This window comes from Hydrotalea sp. GW822-HT8A01, assembly GCF_058798575.1.
The window spans coordinates 1,035,007-1,051,912 of sequence record NZ_CM179506.1; the positions used below are offsets into that span (position 1 = coordinate 1,035,007).

The following is a 16,906-nucleotide window of genomic DNA, read 5'->3' on the forward strand; positions in this document are numbered from 1 at the left end:
AACGGTTGTAGAACAAGTTTATGGTTTTCGTCAAACATTCCCTTGTACATAAAGTCAGGAATGATATGCGATTTTTTTATTAATACTTTGGGAAGTCCGCAGAGTTTACAAATTTTCATACTGGTCGCTTTAGCCTTGCAGCCAACGAACAGGGCTTGGCGATGTGGCGGTATTCGTTGAACGCCCAGCCCGAACCGCTACCCAGGTTTGTTTTGGAAGTTGAAGATAAGAACTAAAGCCTGGCTTTGTTCGTCACGCTGGAACTGCTGCTGACGACTGCACATAGCTGAAGTTTTGTTTGTCGCCCCGCCATAGCAGCAAACCCCATGTTGGTGGCTGGGCTATTCTTGCGTTTCGGTGTTGTTTCCATTAACAAAGTAGACTGGTAAAGCGGCTTCCCCCTTCATAATATTTGACAATCCTTTTCTAATAACCTGTTGGTCAAATTCTAAGTCACCATGAGCAATTGGTGAATATGCAGTTCTCCTAAGCATTACCTTGTCAAATGAATAGCCTAACACTTGCCCCATTTCAAAAAGAAGATTAATAAACAAATCATCAATTCGGTTGCTCCAGTCCTGAGCTTGAGGATTACTATTGGAAAGCATGTCGTGATATTGTCGCCATGCTTGAACCACTTTTTGATATTTCTTCCCAATGAATTCGATGTCTATCATGTTTAATGCCTGTATATGCTCTAATGAAACTCGTGTTGCTCGTGTAGTCATAAGTGTTTTGAAAATATTCAATTTTCGCCCCCTTATTTCCCTACGGTTGTCTAACCATTTTTGAATTTGAATAGCAGCGATAGGTCCAACCAGCACTGCAACTGTCATGATGATGTCTTTTGTCTCCATTTATGTTTTTTGATGATTGGGGTGTCCGCCTTGCCACCAACGTTCCCGCATTGGCGTTGTGGCGGAATTCCGTGATCCGTCAGCCGAGAACTGTTGTTGAATAAAGATACAAAAGTAGATGATTTATTCTGTCGCTAAATTTATAACGTCAAGCTGGAACTATAGCTGATTTCTTGCTGCCGCTGGGCTCCAACGTTCCGTCAGCCGACATAATGCCAATGCAATGTTGTAGGCAGTTTATTTTGTAGTCAGTCAATTATGACTTTATCTAATTTTGCTTTTTCAATTAATTTATCGAAATCTCTTGTGGGAATGTTTGGACAAAACTGACCAAAAGTCCATTTGTTTTTTTTTGTACCATTTTTACCAACTATATAGTAGGATATTCGATATTCTATGTCAGCTGCTTTCAGCTTTGGATTTACTTTTTCTCCATCAATGCAAGTTCTTTTTAAACGCTCGAATATGAAATATTTTTCAGGGTTGTTGTGCTGTTGCAAATAAGTAAATGCTTGACATTCAAAAAAATGATATGCTTGTCGACCGATATCCTTCATGCGAATTGTTTGTTTTAATTCTATATTCTTCTTCTTTTTCTCCATTAATTGAAAAAAATCGTTTGTAAGTGAATTACTCATAAACTGTAGTTTAAAGTTTTACTTAATCTTGTGATATATTATTGTTATTGTGCCTTTGGTTTGTGTACCGTGCCACATAGGTCGACTTTCAAATTTTAATTTATTTTTTTCGTCATCTATCATTAAAATGTTTTGTACGTTAACAGCTTCTTCAATTTGTATAATAAAATCTGACATTTTTTGGAATTTATTTTGCAGTTCTTCATATCCATTCGTTTTGGATGATTTTAATTCAACTCTATAGTAATCGTCTGGTTTTGTTATTCTTAAGTAAGTTTTTCCATCTGGATCTGTAACCTTAATATTATCATCTCTTGTAATTCTTTCTGACTCCCAGGTTCCAACATAAAGGCTATCGAATTTTGTTAAATGTTGAATTTGAATAGTATCGTATGATATAGGTGATGAGTTATGACTTTCTATATTTGGTACATTTTTTTCATCATCTTTGGGTTTACTTGATGAATTACAAGAAAGTAAAAAAATAATTGCAAGTGTAATTTTTAAAATCAATTTCATATAAATAGTTTTAAGTACGTGCTCTTTATTTTTTCGGTTTATCCAGTGTATGCATAATTATAAACCTGCAGATAATTGCCTACAACGTTGAAGGGCTTGGCGATGGTTTGGAATTTGGAAAACGTCAGCCCGTAACCAAAGCTAAATTACTAACTAAAAGTTGAAGATATGAGCAAAAGTAAAATTGAAAAACGTCAAGTTGGAACAAAAGCTGATAGTAGCACAAAAACTGATGTAACAACATCCAGCCAAACTATTGCCAAACCCAATGTTGTATGCAGCCAAAGTCAGTCAGCATGTGTAGAACCTATAAATAAAGAAGATATGTCAAAATTAATTTTTGATAACCCGTTAAATGTCGGAACTATTACTCTTTACGAACAAGAGCTAAAATATTGTCCGCCGTTTGGTCAAAGTACACCCACTTAAAACTATAACTTTCTAAAACTGTCCCTTTAAGTTTTTCTTTCAGGTCGTCCTCGAAGTGCATTTGAGATGTGCTCAACATGTTTTTTAAAGTTTCTTTGTCTTGATTGTCGTTTAGTTCTATTACAAATTCCTGTGTCCCGTCAAGTGTCAGGATATTAAAGGTTTTATCCTCGTCTTTAATTCTAAACTCCCATTCAAGAACTAATTTAAAAAACTTAGGTGTCTGTGAATTGTAAACAAAAGGCGTAAGTTTTAGATTTTCATTGATAACATTAAACTCGCCCTGTTTTATGTTATTATGTTTGTTGTAATACCAATTTGAAGTTTCTATTTTACCGATATTAACTTTCATTCTGCCAAAATTTAAAATGTCTAAAATGTGTCAACCGAAAGTATATGTCCAACAGTTAGTGGCTGTGAATTTTGTCCTGCCACGAATTGAAAGCGGATTACGAAATTGGTTGCATACAACGTTCAGTGCTTTGTGTTGGCAGGGTTTCTGTGTTCCGTCAGCCCACAACTGCTGCTGAACAAAGATATGTTGTTGATGATTTGCACATAGCTAAATTTATAACGTCCAGCCTGAACCAAAGTTGAATAGCGAACAAATGATGAAGTGCGTACTGTCGCCCCCTGCTAACACAAAACCTGATGTTGCACGCTGGCAAAGTCTTACTAAATTCATATTGCATTTAGTGGTGGAACTTCTCCAAATTTTTCAGCATATGTTGTCAATAATGAACGTTCAAGTTCTTCGGGTTTGTCTGTTTGCAAAAGTTCTATAAATAAAATCTCATAAGGAAATTGTTTTGCAATGTTTGGATTTGCTTTGTATCGTCTGCCACAAATATGTCCTGTTCCATTATATTCTGGTGCAATTGATTTCTTTAATTCAATTACTCTGTCAATAAAGGAAGTTGCTTTGCCAATGTATAAAACGCCTTCAATGTCTGCTCCTAAAAACCTGTTAATGGGTATTCTTGTTTCATTACGAACTGCAATGATTTTATAAACACCACCATTTTGGTTGTGTCTTTCATTGATGCTGTTCCAAAAATTGCTGTCGTTTAGCAACAGTAAATCTTGTGTCATTGTTTATGCGTTTAACAATTTTGCTTTTAGTTTATTGTATTCGTCTTCGCTTATTATACCTTTAAGTTTAAGGTCAAATAGCTTTTCCAACTCTACTGAAATTGAATTGCTGTTATTGTTTTGTTGCACTTGTCCAAAAATGTTTGCAAGTTCTTTTGCTTGATTTTTAGCGAATGAATTTTTATACTCTTCTTGCATTGTTGTAATTGTGTCTTTCAACTTTTGAGGATTTTCAACTCCACTATAAGTTGTAGCACCGTGTCCTGCTGCTGTTTGAATAACAACAGTTCCATAACCCCAATTTCTTTCCATAAAATTTTGGCTGAATGAAACATTATTTATTTTATCAAGTGGACTTTCTTTTGCGTTAAGTGAGAGTAGTCCAAACTCATCAATAACACGAAAGTTTGTAACAATCCAAATGTTTTTTTGCCACTCAAAATACTTGTAAACACAGAATAAAATTGCAGCTATTGTCAAGCACAAACCATAACCACCAATTTTAATTCCTATGATTGAACATAAAAGTCCAAATGCAAATTTGTTGAACAAAGTAGGAAACCAATGCAGCTTTGTTATTAAAGCTACTTTCTCGTCTTTTTTTAATTGAGTTCTCATTTTTTATAAAGTCTTAGTGTGTGTCAAATTGCTTGCGTGCAACGTTTTCGGGCTTTGCGTTCGGGCGGGTTTCGGAGTACAAAACTGTCAACCAGCACTGAACTTAAATAGAATCACAAAGCTCCAAATTTGCACGTCACCCCGCCTGACGCAAAACCCGTGTTACCAGCCGTTTTTCTTTGTCTGTCAATTGCTTTGTCGTCATTTTTTGGTGATGAATTTCATAAAAGTTGAAGTCAGGTCGATGATAAATTCGATTTCTTTTTCGTTCACATTGTCATCGTGTTTGGCATATTTATTTTGATATTTCCCGTAATAGTCCAAAAGTGTATTAAACATATTGGTCGTTTCAGGACTTATTCCTTTAGCTTGTTGAAATTGTCCTACGTCTGCAATTTGTTTTTCTAAAGGCTTGTCATTATTAAGAACCTCTTTTAGCAGTAACTCTAATGAAAGTCTTAAGTCGTCAATTAAATTTCTTTGGTAAACATTTTTATTAAGTTTGTCAAAGGCAGAATTATATAATTCAAAAGCCTTCTTGTAAGCAGAAAGCCAATGTTGAGTTTCCTTTACAAGTTCAGTTGTAAGAATATGTTGTCCGCTTGGTATATACTCAGGGTATTGAGAATACAATTTGTTTCTTAAATCCTTAACACTGTCAAGATGTTGAAGCCTTTCAATAGTCTCAGAAATAATTTCAAATTGTTGGTCTGAGTTAAAACACTTCAAATTTTCCAGAAATGCTGTTCTTTTATTAGGAACATCAACAAATGGAGGCTTATGGAATGGAATGTCTACATTATAATCCAAACTTTTGGCTGAAAAATACTTGCCAATTTCTGTTGAAGTAAGGCCAGTATTAGTGTCCGCTAAAATATCAGATGCGTATGTTAAGAATACATTATTTAGTGGTTTCTTCATTTTCAGTTTGGTCAATTTGTTTTTCTCCTTCGTTAATTGTGTTATCAACGTTAGATTCATTTTTAACTTCTTCTTTCGCACCAACTCTTTTGAAAGTTATGCTACTCTTATCTTTATTTGATACAAGTATCAAATCATCTTGATTGATTTTTTCGATTTTATAAAATAGTTCTTTATTTGGATAAGAAAGATTTACGGTATTTCCTTTGTCAGTAAACTTCACAACACCCTTGGAAACTTTATCATTAATGATTTCAATGAATGTGTGTTTGCCAAAGAAAGAATGTTCAAAGAAGAATATTTGCTCTTGATAAGCGTTGTTTTTCCAACGTTTCCCAAACAAGTTTAAGTTTCTAAAATATTTAGGTTTTGCGAAAAAGCTGATAATTAGTAGTAGTAATATTGAACCTACTGTAATACCTAAGTAAGTAAATAGGTCTTTTCTTATGACTTCCTCATTCTCGGTTATTTCATAGTGTTTGCCATACGTTGAATAATATACAGCCCAATCTTCCGTATTAATATTTGCCCCGTGTTCGCCTGTACTATTCCAAGAAGGTGCAAAAATGCCTGAAGATGAATACTGTTTTGGTGATGTATTATCCATATAGAAGTATTCATTCCTGATGTCAGAGAAATTAGATATGTCTACATATTTGCCAGGAGTGAAAGCCCCCGGTGATTTCTTGTCTTCTTTGGTAAAATACTCAAATGCTTGTGTATAACATTGTCTGACTGGCAGCCTGTAGTTGCTTGCATAATATCCGCCACCAACTTTCATTCGTTCTCCCCATCCCATATCCATATATTCTGGCTCAACATACCTACCTGCTGGCTTCTTATAACCCATATCACCAGAAGAATAGGTTTCGACATCGTAGCCATCGTCATTTTGTTTTGTTAGTTGCTTGATAGTGAAGCCACCTCCTGTCGCTTCGAAAATTGTATAAAGTTTCTCGCTTGCCCACCATTCTTGAAATAAATTAGCAAGGGGGTCATCACTTTTATTTTTCGATTTTGAATAGCCTGTTTCTTTTAGTTCACCTTGTGTTAATGAAATTACACCGTCAAGCACAACAGTTTTACCGTCAAGAATATTGTCAACCTTTGAGTAAATCTCTTTTTTTAATTTCTGCTTTTTATTGTTTGAAATTAAATATGCCGTGAGAATAGCAGCCCCAATGAGCAAAATTGAAATTGAATAAATTTTGAAGGAAGCCCAAAATTTCACATTGCTATCTTCTACAAGAATTTTCTTTTCTTCTTTAGCTTCGTCTTGAACTTGAATTGTTGAATTTGTCGAGTTGTCAATAATTGGAGGTGGGGGCGGTGTTTTTTTGAGAAGTCCTTTAAGTTCTTCCACTTCTTTAACTGGTTTCCAATTTTCAAAACCGTCAGCCCAAACTAAGGTGTCAGGTTTTAGGCCAACTGTCTTTAGTTGGTCAATGCTAAAAGGCCCTTTTTGTTCCTTTTCATCTAAGTAGTAAAATTCTTTTTCCATACTGTCAATTTTGTTCGTTTGTCTGTCGTCCTAAAATGGCTGGTAACACATAAATATATGCTATAATACGCTACTTTCCTAAAAAAACACACCTTGATAGCCAACTACTTAACATTATACAATTTCAATTTTCGTTAGGACAATCCACTCGGCTCTTTTTGTAAAACAAAATTTTACTGTTTATCGCTATTACTCCTTATAGATTGCTTAAAATCAATGCTTTACTGTTATCAAAATCAAATTGTCGCCCCCGCACAGCGGTTTTACCATTCTATGCTTTCTTTTTTCATTAAATCATCCAATGGGCTACTAATGTTTACCAAATTTCGTTTGCTTACGTGTAAATACCGTTCCGTTGTCTTTATGTCAAAATGCCCCAGTAGATCCTTTATATAACGTATATCCGTTCCTTTATCAAGCAGGTGTGTGGCAAAACTGTGCCGTAAACTATGCACACCTACCTCTTTTTTAATGCCCGCCTTGGTTTTGGCATTATTAAATATTTGCTGCACCGTACGGGTGGGGTAGGCGGTATTGGTTTGTTCAGATTCAAACAAGTATTCTTTTGGCTGCGGCCTGTACTCACTAAGGTATTTTCTTAATATATCCAATAATACAGGGCTTAGGTTTACATACCTGTCTTTTTTGCCCTTTGCTCGCCGCACAAAAATTTGCATACGGCTACTGTCTATATCCGATATCTTTAATTCCACAATTTCACTTACCCTTAAACCGGCACTGTATGCAGTAAATAACATGGCTTTATGTTTTTTATTAGATAGTGCATTAAACAACCTTCCTAATTCTTTTTCATTTAATAGTTTAGGAAGCAGTAAGGGTTTTTTGGGCCTGGGTATTTCCCAAAAAAACTTTTCACGGCCCAGCACCTGTTCAAAATAAAATTTTAATGCATTAAGCCTGCTATGAGCTGTGTTTTCACTTATTCCCTCTTTTTCTATTGTATAAACCATATAGCGGCGTAGCTCATCTGCAGTTAATGTATCTACATGCTTTTGTTTTATAGTTTGCAGCAACCGGCCAAATTCGTTTCGGTATGTTTTTATGGTGGAAGGGCTATAGGCCTTTAAAGTTAGTTGCTGCACAAGCATTGCCATTGCTTTATTATTTTCATTGCTTATTATGGATGTGGCCTGGCTCGTAATTTTGGGTTTGTTTGCTGCAGGTTGCATAGTGGTGTTCCCTGTTTCTTTTTCTTCTATGATATATTTTTTTAGAGCTGCATTATTAATAGAAGCATGGCAGCTTAATGTGTCCATAATTAATTGATAGTTGTTGCGGTTTAGCGGCAAATACCAGCAGGTATGTGTCCTGCTCCATTTAATACCTGGTATTTTTTTTACTATTCCGTTAAGCCGGGTATCTACTTTAAAATAAATGCCAATACATTCAGCATTTCGGTGCTCCAGTATTTTAAGAACAATTATTTGCATATCTAAAATAAAATAATAGATGTTTATAATTAATACTACCCTCCTTTCAACCTTCCCATTACCTTCCTCCAAAACAGTGATAAAATCCCTTCTCCCCGCTGTTAAAATTGATAACAGACTACAACTGACTGATTTCTCGTCTATCTGCCCCTTTTCTTTTTATTCATAAAAGTAATATAGCTGGTACAAAACTACTTCTAATTTAATGGCTGAATAAGATGCCCTATTTTATATGTTAATTATCAATCATACAATATTTAAGTATTAAAATGTCACTAACAAAATAGTTCTACGTATTGTTTCCGGAACTGTGTACAATACCATTATACCATTATATAATAAACAACTTCAGTAACACTTACCATAATACGTATCAATTAATCCAATATGGTCAGCCAAACTGAAAAGGTATTGGTTACTACAGTTAAATCAACAATCGCAATTGCAAAAAGTATAATAAAAAAAGTACCAACCGCTTGCAACCATGCGCCTTTTAAAACTTCCTGATAATATTGTTTAGCAAATAAAATTAATTGTTCATTAGTGGCATTAAGCGGAGGTACTGTATTAATACCAAACGAATTGCCAGTCATAAGAACATCTAAAATTCCTACAATTGCGCTATCAAAATAAATTTTCGTATAATTGTTTTGCCTGTCATAAGAAAACATTAAAATTATTTAATTGAGAAATGTCAGTTTATACTTGCCACCACTCATAAATATACCATAATTCTGAAGTTATTATATTATAAATAAAAAATATTATTATACTTATTTTCAAGGTATTATAACGGTTCCGCGAAATATACATACATTTTTAAACGCTTTCGTAAAGCCAGCCAACCCCATACGTTCATTATTTTACACCTTTTTTTAACAGCTTTATACAGCTTCGCTGTCCTCACCCACACAGCCCAGAGGTTTACTGTTTTTCCCTTTCTATTAAGATTAAATATATACCTTTTAGCTTTATGCACCAAATTTTTTATATACATTTTTTACTCCATTAGGGATTTTTTTCTCCTCCCTCAAATCCATCCTGCTTCCATACAACATCAACTCAACAGCGTTGCGCAACGCTGTTGATAGGTATTTCTATCAAATCTAGCTGCCTTACATTAGGTCTTCTTTATTGTTATAAATACCCGTATTTTTTTCACAAAAAACCTGCTCTAAAATTTGGAAACGGGGGTTGCGTTGTTGTATATTGTATACAAAAAAGTCAATATTATATGGCTACCATTCCCTATACGTATATTTCGGGTACTTTTAATGGCCTTACCTTTTATGTGGTCAACGGTCGGCAAATGGTGCGTACCAAAACCTCTATTAATAAAAAAAGGTTTTATGCCGATCCGGCTTTTGCCCGCTTGCGGCAGTACAGTGCATGGCTGCAAATAGCATCGCCTATTGCCAGTAAAATTTACCGTCAACTGCCGCCGCAAAAGGGGTTACAACAACAAATCACAGGCCAATTGATGCAATGGCTGAAAAAAGGTGTAGCGCTGGCAGTGGCAGTGCAACGGTTAATAGATGCCTATTTGCCAAAACCCAAAACAGTAGCTTCCATTCCTGCCGTTGGTGATGCTACTGTGGTGGATGTGGATGCGCACCAAATGTTCAGGCATACAGATTCGAACGCTTCCCTGCAGGTTTTAAATGGGCTGCCTCTGCGTACCGGTTACACGGGCAGGCAGTACCTAACCACAATATAAGTTGGCCATACTTTGCTTGTTGATTGCTGCGGAACGAATAGGCGGAAAAGAGGTTGAATCATCTGCCTTTAGGCTTTTCTTGAATTGACTCTATAAAGTGCATATAATGGTACTTCATTGCTGTTTATCCAATTAATCCCGCAGCTTTACTAATGGCCAGCATGCGGTCTAAGGGTTTTTTGGCGGCTATACGCAAATCCTCTTCCATGGTAATTTCGGGTAATTCGTATAATAAGGTATTGTAAACTTTTTCCAGCGTATTCAGCTTCATATACGGACAATCGTTGCAAGCACAATTGTTATTGGGCGGTGCCGGTATAAAGGCTTTACCGGGATTATCTTTTTGCATTTGATGCAGGATACCAGTTTCGGTGGCTACAATATAAGACTGAGCGCTATCGGTATGGCTATATTTTAATAATTGGGTAGTACTTCCTATAAAATCGGCCATGGCTAAAACAGATTCTTCACATTCAGGATGGGCCAATAATTTAGCTTCGGGATGCCTTATTTTTAATCGGGTAATTTTTTCTACACTAAATATTTCATGTACCTGGCAGGCTCCATTCCATAACAACATATTTCGGCCGGTTTTTTTATTGAGGTAGGCTCCCAGATTACGGTCGGGTGCAAATAAGATGGGCGTATTTCCGGGTACACTTTCTATTATTTTTTCAGCATTGCCCGAAGTACAAATAATATCACTCAGGGCTTTTATTTCGGCGGTGCAGTTGATGTAAGAAATCACTACATGATCGGGATGTTTGGCTTTAAATTGTTTGAATAATTCAGTTGGGGCACTGTCGGCCAACGAACAACCGGCTTTTAAATCGGGCAGTAAAACCTTTTTATCTGGATTCAATATTTTGGCGGTCTCTGCCATAAAATGTACGCCGGCAAATAAAATAATGGCTGCATCGGTTTGTGATGCCTGTTTGGCCAATCCCAAACTATCGCCAATATAATCGGCAATATCCTGTATATCGGGTTCCTGATAATAATGAGCCAGTATAATGGCATTTTTGTGTTTTTTGAGTTGTTCAATTTCCTGGAACAAATCTACGTGCAGATCAATATCCACATCTAAAAAACCTTTTGATAATAAGTTGGCTTTTGCTTCGGCAATGTTCATAACTCGGGTAGTAATTCTTTAATAATATATTTTTATAAAAACCCTACTACTATTACGGGTGTGTATATCGGGATAACTTTGTTATCAACAATGTGTAAAGTTAATTATTCTTTAGTTATCCCTATGCTTTCACAGATTATCCACACCGTGAAACATAAGTAATTGCTGTATTGATAGGGTTTATGCACGCAGGTGTATTGTATTGTTTTACTGTATTCACTTTTTTGGTTTAACAGGTTATGCACTGTGTATGAACTGGTGATGGTTTGTGTGGATTACACTGAATTTTCAGTATATCTCTTTTTTACGCTTAGTTATTCTTTTTTTAAGCACAGTGTTTTTATCCAAAAAACGATTTTCTAACAAGTTTAAAAGGGATGTACACAGACCAGTGTGGATAAATTTTTTGTATATTGATTACTATTTTTATTTTATATAATAATTTTACTAATTAATTTATTTTATTGTGTTACTTTTGCTGTTTTTTTTATTTCCTGTGTTTATTTTATCTTGATGCTATCATAAAAAAAAGGCTGCTTCATTTTAATAAAGCAACCTTTTTTATGGAATGGATGGATATTAGTTGGTTTTTGGTCTTTCTAATAACTTAAAGAATTGATCCAACTGTGGTAAAATAATAATTCTGGTTCTGCGATTTGCAGCTCTTCCTTCTGGAGTATTGTTTGAGGCAACGGGAACGTATTGACTGCGTCCTGCAGCTGTAATTCTTTTTGGATCAATGCCATAATTATTTTGTAAAATACGTATTACTGAAGTGGCACGTTTTACACTTAAATCCCAGTTGTCTAATAATAATCCGTTTCTAAACGGAATACTGTCTGTATTGCCTTCTACCATAAATTCTATATTGGGTTGGTTATTGAGTACCTTGGCTACTTTACCCAATACTACTTTAGCCCGGTCGGTTACATCGTAGCTGCCGCTTTTAAACAATAGTTTATCAGAAATATCAATGTACACTACATCTTTATCAACTTTAATATTAATATCACTATCCTCTAAATTACCTAATACACCTTTTAAATTCATCACCAATGCCATATTCATGGAATCCTTTTGTGCAATAGTGGTTTGTAATTGTTGTATGTAACTGTCTTTAGAACTCATATTATCCATTGATTTTTTAATACTTTCTGCCTGAGATGCCGAAATAACCGACAAATCTTTTAATTGATTCAATACCTGTGTATTGTTTTGTTTCAAAAAATCTACCTGTTTGTTTAAGTCACCAATTTGCCCTACCAGAATACTTTTTTGATTTTGAAGGCCTTTGATTTCATCGTCTGAAGCGCTCAAATTTCCTTGGCAGTCGCGATACTTCTGTTGCAGTTCTAAATACGCACCATTCAGTTGATTATATTTTTCTTCCGACTGTCTGAGTTTTTTCGGGCTAACACAGGCAAATAATAATACTGCACAGGATAGAGCGAGAAGGCTTGTTGTTTTCATGATGACAAAACTGTTTAATAGATTAAAAAATAATTAATTTATAATGTAAATTTATTCCCTTTTTACTTTACATAATATCCGGCTTTCTCAATTTCTATTCGAACGGGTTCCGGTACTAAGTAGCGAATGCTTTTTTTCTCCTGAATCAATTTGCGGATATAGGTTGCAGAAATATCGAGCATGGGTGCTTTTAATACCGTTATTCCTTTGGGTAGGTGGTTGGGTAAAGAATGATCGGGTCGCACGTACACCAATAAGGGATATTGCTGCATTAATAATGTATGGTTTTTCCATTTGTGGATGTTTTCAAAACTATCACTGCCCATAATCACAGCAAATTGATGTTGCGGATATTTTTCGCTTAAATAAGTTAAGGTATCAATGGTATAAGAGGGTTTGGGTAAACCAAATTCCACATCCGATACTTTCAGTTGCATATCATCTGCTGCAATGGCCAAACGTGCCAAATGTAAACGGTGGAATTCGTTCAGTAAACCCGGTGCAGGTTTCAAAGGGTTTTGTGGGCTTACTACCAACCAAACCTGATCTACCGGACCATGATTGGCAATATGACTGGCAATAATTAAATGGCCGTGATGAATAGGGTTAAAAGAGCCAAAGTACAGCCCAATTCTCATGAATGTGTTTTTTTTTCGTTTGTGATATTATCAATCATAATGGCTGCCGCTTCATTTAACCGGAGGCTTAAAGAATAACCGGCAACGGAAATGGAAATGGGATCGCCTAATGGGGCAATTTGTTCTACCTTAATCATTTCTCCCGGCACACAACCCATTTCCATCAGCTTAATGAATAGCTCATCGTTTTTAAATGTGGTAATGGTGCCTTTGTCTCCAATCTTCAACTGACTCAATGGTTTCATAATGGGATGTAATAGGTTGTGAATTTTTTACAGTTTGTTTATTTGAGTGGTCTATACAAAATAGACATTCTGCTGATGTTTATAAAACACAAAAGTAAACCCATTTTATCGGGTTTAATTACGAATTTTGGTTTTAACCATCTATTAGAAACCATGCCTATTATTTATTTTCATGCAGCAGACAGGCCTTTTTACTGGAAGAACAAAACCCTATTAAAAACTTTTCTTACTACCATTTTTAAAAAAGAAAAACATTTGGGCAAACGGGTGGATTATATTTTCTGTTCCGATGAACACCTACTGTCTATGAACCAGCAATTCCTGCAACATGATACTTATACCGATATTTTAACGTTCAATTTAACCGAAGAACCTGCTTCCGGTATTGTAGCGGAAATTTATATCAGTACCGATCGCGTGAAGAAAAATGCTGTGCAACATGGCACCACATATCAGGAAGAACTACTCCGTGTGATGATACATGGTATCCTGCATTTATGTGGGTATCGCGATAAAACGGCAAGCGAAAAGACCTTGATGCGGGAAAAAGAGGCCTTTTATATCAATGCTCTTGAATCCATTTCCCAATAAATCCTACCCGTTTCACGTGGAACAAATTAGTGTGATTGAATGGAGTGGTTTCACGTGGAACAATTCCATGCATCCATAAAACCCCTATTCGGGTGTACATTTGCAAAAAACAAAACAAGATGTTTGCTGAATACGATGTGATTGTAGTAGGTGCCGGACATGCCGGTTGTGAGGCTGCTGCCGCCGCTGCCAATATGGGCAGTAAGGTTTTATTGATTACCATGAATATGCAAACCATTGCCCAAATGAGCTGTAATCCGGCCATGGGGGGTATTGCTAAAGGACAAATTGTACGGGAGATAGATGCTCTGGGGGGCTATAGCGGTATTGTAACCGATAAAAGCATGATTCAGTTTAGAATGCTGAATAAGAGCAAAGGACCGGCCATGTGGAGTCCAAGGGCACAAAACGACCGTATGTTGTTTGCCGCCACTTGGCGGGTAATGCTGGAAAACACACCCAATGTAGATTTTTACCAGGATATGGTACGCCAACTCATGATTCACAACAACAAAGCCTGTGGGGTAATTACCCAATTGGGTCATGAAATTAAGGCCAAAGCAGTGGTAGTAACCAGCGGTACTTTTTTAAATGGGGTGATTCATATAGGTGAAAAACAGTTTGGCGGTGGCCGTGTGGCCGAAAAAGCGGCTATCGGTATTACCGAACAATTGGTAGCCGAAGGCATGGAAAGCGACCGATTGAAAACTGGAACACCCCCAAGGGTTGATGGTAGAAGTTTAGATTATACCAAAATGGAAGAACAAAAAGGGGATGACACCATTACCGGATTTTCTTATTTACCCCATGTACCCATTCGCCCCGAACAACAAAAAAGTTGCTTTATTACCTATACCAATACCACCGTTCATGATATTTTAAAAACAGGATTCGATAGAAGTCCGATGTTCCAGGGTAGAATTGAAGGTATAGGCCCAAGATATTGCCCCAGTATTGAAGACAAAATTAACCGATTTGCAGAGCGCGACAGGCACCAGCTATTTGTAGAACCCGAAGGATGGCATACGGTAGAGATCTACGTAAATGGTTTTTCTACTTCTTTACCTGAAGAAGTACAAATACAGGCACTAAAGCAGGTTCCCGGATTTGAAAACTGTAAAATATTCCGCCCAGGTTATGCCATTGAATATGATTTCTTCCCCCCTACTCAATTAACCCATTCATTAGAAACCAAAACCATACAAAACCTGTTTTTTGCCGGCCAGATCAATGGTACCACCGGTTACGAAGAAGCCGCCTGCCAGGGTATTATGGCCGGTATCAATGCCCACTTAAAAACCAAAGCCGAAGCGCCATTTATTTTAAAAAGAAGCGAAGCCTATATTGGGGTGTTAATTGATGATTTAATTAGTAAGGGCACCGAAGAACCCTACCGCATGTTTACCAGCCGCGCCGAATTTAGAACACTGCTGCGGCAGGACAATGCTGACCTGCGCCTTACCGAAATAAGTTACCGCATGGGCCTGGCTGGTCAGGAAAGAATGGACCGGGTACAACAGAAAAGAATTGCTGTAGCTCAAATTACTGAACAACTGCAACAATACAATGTAGAACCAGATACGATAAATGATTATTTAGAAAGCGTTGCCTCTGCCCCATTGAATGAAAAACAAAAAGCGGCTAAATTATTATTGCGCCCTTCGGTTAATCTTTCAGCAATGTTACAAAGCTTGCCTGAACTACAGGCTGTTTTCAACAACAAAGATGCCGACCATTTAGAGCAGGCAGAAATTCAAATAAAGTACGAACGTTATATTGCTAAAGAACAAGAACTGGTAGAAAAAATGAGCCAAATGGAAGATTTAATCATTCCGGATAGTTTTGATTACGATAGGCTGCAAGCCCTTTCCTCTGAAGCCAGACAGAAATTTAAAAAAGTAAAACCACGAACCATTGGGCAGGCCGGTAGAATTAGTGGCGTAAATCCCAGCGATATTCAAATACTCATGGTGTATATGGGCCGATAATTCCTTAATTTTAAGGTATTCATCTAAACAAACACTTATGCACAAGAAAATTTGGTTACCTGCATTATTGCTAATGCTGATGGCCGCCGGTGGTTTAATGGCCTGTCATACATCGCCTAAATCTGTTACCGTACAAGAATACTTTGCACCACAAGATTCCGGGGTACAAACCGCCGGAATTAAAATGATCCCTATTCAAACCCCTGTGGGCACTTTTCGGGTATGGACCAAACGGATTGGTAACAATTCCACCATTAAAGTATTATTGTTACATGGCGGTCCGGCTATGACGCATGAATACTTAGAATGTTTTGAAAGCTTTTTTCCCAAAGAGGGATTTGAAATGATTGAATACGATCAGTTAGGCTCTTATTACAGCGACCAGCCCACCGATAGCAGTTTATGGACACTGCCCCGCTTTGTGGAAGAAGTAGAACAGGTTAGAAAGGCATTGGGATTGAATAAAGATAATTTTTATTTGCTGGGTAATTCTTGGGGCGGCATTCTGGCTATGCAATATGCCCTGAAATACCAGCAAAACCTGAAGGGATTGATTATTTGTAACATGATGAGCAGTTGTCCGGATTACGGCAAATATGCCGATCAGGTACTGGCCAAACAAATGGATCCAAAAGTATTGGATACCATTCGTGCCATAGAAGCCCGCGGCGATTATAAAAATCCCAAATACATGCAACTGCTGTTACCCAATTTCTACAAACAGCACCTGTGCCGTTTAGCCGAATGGCCCGATCCGGTAAACCGCGCCTTTAAACATGTAAATGAAACCATTTATACCATGATGCAGGGCCCTTCAGAATTTGGCATTGCAGGCCGCTTAGCCAATTGGGATATCAAAGACCGCCTGAAAGAAATTGTCGTACCTACTTTGGTGGTAGGCGCCAAATACGATACAATGGACCCCGACCACATGAGCTGGATGAGCAAACAGGTACAACATGGCCGCTATTTGTATTGCCCCGAAGGCAGCCATTTAGCCATGTGGGATGACCAGCAACATTTTTATCCCGGCGTTATCAGCTTTATTAAAGAGGTGGACAATGGCAATCTTAAATAATATAATATTTTAATATAATTA

At 36.9% G+C, this 16,906-nt stretch carries 18 protein-coding genes; 4 read left to right on the top strand and 14 right to left on the bottom strand.

Annotated features, from left to right (window positions below):
- Positions 1-341 precede the first annotated feature (341 nt).
- The 10 genes from AC3QLY_RS04515 to AC3QLY_RS04560 form a co-directional block, all read right to left on the bottom strand.
- Entirely contained in the window at positions 342-857 is a 516-nt protein-coding gene (locus AC3QLY_RS04515; protein ID WP_074420270.1) for a DUF6680 family protein, read from the bottom strand.
- Between the two features lie 248 nt (positions 858-1,105).
- A complete protein-coding gene (locus tag AC3QLY_RS04520; RefSeq protein ID WP_492990748.1) occupies positions 1,106-1,495 on the bottom strand; it encodes a hypothetical protein in 390 nt (129 codons plus the stop codon).
- A gap of 18 nt (positions 1,496-1,513) precedes the next feature.
- Complete coding sequence (locus AC3QLY_RS04525) at positions 1,514-2,014, bottom strand: hypothetical protein (RefSeq protein WP_492990750.1); 501 nt, start codon at positions 2,012-2,014, stop codon at positions 1,514-1,516.
- 367 nt (positions 2,015-2,381) lie between these two features.
- Positions 2,382-2,795, bottom strand: coding sequence for a hypothetical protein (locus AC3QLY_RS04530; RefSeq protein ID WP_074417588.1), 414 nt, complete (start codon positions 2,793-2,795; stop codon positions 2,382-2,384).
- A gap of 329 nt (positions 2,796-3,124) precedes the next feature.
- Positions 3,125-3,535 (bottom strand): hypothetical protein, encoded by a 411-nt coding sequence (locus AC3QLY_RS04535; RefSeq protein WP_492990752.1) that lies wholly within the window; start codon positions 3,533-3,535, stop codon positions 3,125-3,127.
- Positions 3,536-3,538: 3 nt separating this feature from the next.
- Positions 3,539-4,153, bottom strand: coding sequence for an SHOCT domain-containing protein (locus AC3QLY_RS04540; RefSeq protein ID WP_492990754.1), 615 nt, complete (start codon positions 4,151-4,153; stop codon positions 3,539-3,541).
- A gap of 201 nt (positions 4,154-4,354) precedes the next feature.
- The gene (locus tag AC3QLY_RS04545) at positions 4,355-5,074 is read right to left on the bottom strand and encodes a hypothetical protein (protein ID WP_492990756.1); all 720 of its coding nucleotides are present in this window, start codon (positions 5,072-5,074) and stop codon (positions 4,355-4,357) included.
- Positions 5,055-6,575 (bottom strand): DUF4339 domain-containing protein, encoded by a 1,521-nt coding sequence (locus tag AC3QLY_RS04550; RefSeq protein ID WP_492990758.1) that lies wholly within the window; start codon positions 6,573-6,575, stop codon positions 5,055-5,057. Before AC3QLY_RS04550 ends, AC3QLY_RS04545 begins: the two co-directional genes overlap by 20 nt.
- Positions 6,576-6,838: 263 nt before the next feature.
- Positions 6,839-8,026, bottom strand: coding sequence for a tyrosine-type recombinase/integrase (locus tag AC3QLY_RS04555; RefSeq protein ID WP_074420924.1), 1,188 nt, complete (start codon positions 8,024-8,026; stop codon positions 6,839-6,841).
- Positions 8,027-8,403: 377 nt separating this feature from the next.
- Positions 8,404-8,697 (bottom strand): hypothetical protein, encoded by a 294-nt coding sequence (locus tag AC3QLY_RS04560; RefSeq protein WP_074418430.1) that lies wholly within the window; start codon positions 8,695-8,697, stop codon positions 8,404-8,406.
- A 563-nt stretch (positions 8,698-9,260) separates the two neighbouring features.
- Between AC3QLY_RS04560 and AC3QLY_RS04565 the strand changes: the two genes are divergently transcribed.
- Positions 9,261-9,743, top strand: coding sequence for a hypothetical protein (locus AC3QLY_RS04565; protein ID WP_492990760.1), 483 nt, complete (start codon positions 9,261-9,263; stop codon positions 9,741-9,743).
- Between the two features lie 124 nt (positions 9,744-9,867).
- On the opposite strand, the gene nadA is transcribed toward AC3QLY_RS04565, so the two are convergent.
- The 4 genes from nadA to AC3QLY_RS04585 all read right to left on the bottom strand — a co-directional run bounded on the left by nadA (position 9,868) and on the right by AC3QLY_RS04585 (position 13,228).
- The gene (gene nadA, locus AC3QLY_RS04570) at positions 9,868-10,875 is read right to left on the bottom strand and encodes a quinolinate synthase NadA (protein ID WP_074420918.1); all 1,008 of its coding nucleotides are present in this window, start codon (positions 10,873-10,875) and stop codon (positions 9,868-9,870) included.
- A gap of 579 nt (positions 10,876-11,454) precedes the next feature.
- Positions 11,455-12,345, bottom strand: a complete 891-nt coding sequence (locus tag AC3QLY_RS04575; RefSeq protein WP_492990762.1) for an OmpA family protein — start codon at positions 12,343-12,345, stop codon at positions 11,455-11,457.
- A 62-nt stretch (positions 12,346-12,407) separates the two neighbouring features.
- The gene (gene nadD, locus AC3QLY_RS04580; RefSeq protein ID WP_492990764.1) at positions 12,408-12,983 is read right to left on the bottom strand and encodes a nicotinate (nicotinamide) nucleotide adenylyltransferase; all 576 of its coding nucleotides are present in this window, start codon (positions 12,981-12,983) and stop codon (positions 12,408-12,410) included.
- On the bottom strand, positions 12,980-13,228 hold the full coding sequence (locus AC3QLY_RS04585) for a FeoA family protein (protein WP_074418424.1): 249 nt from the start codon (positions 13,226-13,228) through the stop codon (positions 12,980-12,982). Before AC3QLY_RS04585 ends, nadD begins: the two co-directional genes overlap by 4 nt.
- Before the next feature lie 75 nt (positions 13,229-13,303).
- Between AC3QLY_RS04585 and ybeY the strand changes: the two genes are divergently transcribed.
- The 3 genes from ybeY (at position 13,304) to AC3QLY_RS04600 (ending at position 16,885) form a co-directional block, all read left to right on the top strand.
- The gene (ybeY, locus tag AC3QLY_RS04590) at positions 13,304-13,819 is read left to right on the top strand and encodes an rRNA maturation RNase YbeY (protein ID WP_288095482.1); all 516 of its coding nucleotides are present in this window, start codon (positions 13,304-13,306) and stop codon (positions 13,817-13,819) included.
- Positions 13,820-13,938: 119 nt separating this feature from the next.
- Positions 13,939-15,807, top strand: coding sequence for a tRNA uridine-5-carboxymethylaminomethyl(34) synthesis enzyme MnmG (gene mnmG, locus AC3QLY_RS04595; protein WP_218330800.1), 1,869 nt, complete (start codon positions 13,939-13,941; stop codon positions 15,805-15,807).
- A 37-nt stretch (positions 15,808-15,844) separates the two neighbouring features.
- The gene (locus AC3QLY_RS04600) at positions 15,845-16,885 is read left to right on the top strand and encodes a proline iminopeptidase-family hydrolase (protein WP_074420922.1); all 1,041 of its coding nucleotides are present in this window, start codon (positions 15,845-15,847) and stop codon (positions 16,883-16,885) included.
- Positions 16,886-16,906 lie beyond the last annotated feature (21 nt).

Excerpts from the sequence above, each read along its gene's own strand:
- AC3QLY_RS04515 (WP_074420270.1), bottom strand. The coding sequence starts at position 857 with ATGGAGACAAAAGACATCATCATGACAGTTGCAGTGCTGGTTGGACCT.
- AC3QLY_RS04520 (WP_492990748.1), bottom strand. The coding sequence starts at position 1,495 with ATGAGTAATTCACTTACAAACGATTTTTTTCAATTAATGGAGAAAAAG.
- AC3QLY_RS04525 (WP_492990750.1), bottom strand. The coding sequence starts at position 2,014 with ATGAAATTGATTTTAAAAATTACACTTGCAATTATTTTTTTACTTTCT.
- AC3QLY_RS04530 (WP_074417588.1), bottom strand. The coding sequence starts at position 2,795 with ATGAAAGTTAATATCGGTAAAATAGAAACTTCAAATTGGTATTACAAC.
- AC3QLY_RS04535 (WP_492990752.1), bottom strand. The coding sequence starts at position 3,535 with ATGACACAAGATTTACTGTTGCTAAACGACAGCAATTTTTGGAACAGC.
- AC3QLY_RS04540 (WP_492990754.1), bottom strand. The coding sequence starts at position 4,153 with ATGAGAACTCAATTAAAAAAAGACGAGAAAGTAGCTTTAATAACAAAG.
- AC3QLY_RS04545 (WP_492990756.1), bottom strand. The coding sequence starts at position 5,074 with ATGAAGAAACCACTAAATAATGTATTCTTAACATACGCATCTGATATT.
- AC3QLY_RS04550 (WP_492990758.1), bottom strand. The coding sequence starts at position 6,575 with ATGGAAAAAGAATTTTACTACTTAGATGAAAAGGAACAAAAAGGGCCT.
- AC3QLY_RS04555 (WP_074420924.1), bottom strand. The coding sequence starts at position 8,026 with ATGCAAATAATTGTTCTTAAAATACTGGAGCACCGAAATGCTGAATGT.
- AC3QLY_RS04560 (WP_074418430.1), bottom strand. The coding sequence starts at position 8,697 with ATGTTTTCTTATGACAGGCAAAACAATTATACGAAAATTTATTTTGAT.
- AC3QLY_RS04565 (WP_492990760.1), top strand. The coding sequence starts at position 9,261 with ATGGCTACCATTCCCTATACGTATATTTCGGGTACTTTTAATGGCCTT.
- nadA (WP_074420918.1), bottom strand. The coding sequence starts at position 10,875 with ATGAACATTGCCGAAGCAAAAGCCAACTTATTATCAAAAGGTTTTTTA.
- AC3QLY_RS04575 (WP_492990762.1), bottom strand. The coding sequence starts at position 12,345 with ATGAAAACAACAAGCCTTCTCGCTCTATCCTGTGCAGTATTATTATTT.
- nadD (WP_492990764.1), bottom strand. The coding sequence starts at position 12,983 with ATGAGAATTGGGCTGTACTTTGGCTCTTTTAACCCTATTCATCACGGC.
- AC3QLY_RS04585 (WP_074418424.1), bottom strand. The coding sequence starts at position 13,228 with ATGAAACCATTGAGTCAGTTGAAGATTGGAGACAAAGGCACCATTACC.
- ybeY (WP_288095482.1), top strand. The coding sequence starts at position 13,304 with ATGTTTATAAAACACAAAAGTAAACCCATTTTATCGGGTTTAATTACG.
- mnmG (WP_218330800.1), top strand. The coding sequence starts at position 13,939 with ATGTTTGCTGAATACGATGTGATTGTAGTAGGTGCCGGACATGCCGGT.
- AC3QLY_RS04600 (WP_074420922.1), top strand. The coding sequence starts at position 15,845 with ATGCACAAGAAAATTTGGTTACCTGCATTATTGCTAATGCTGATGGCC.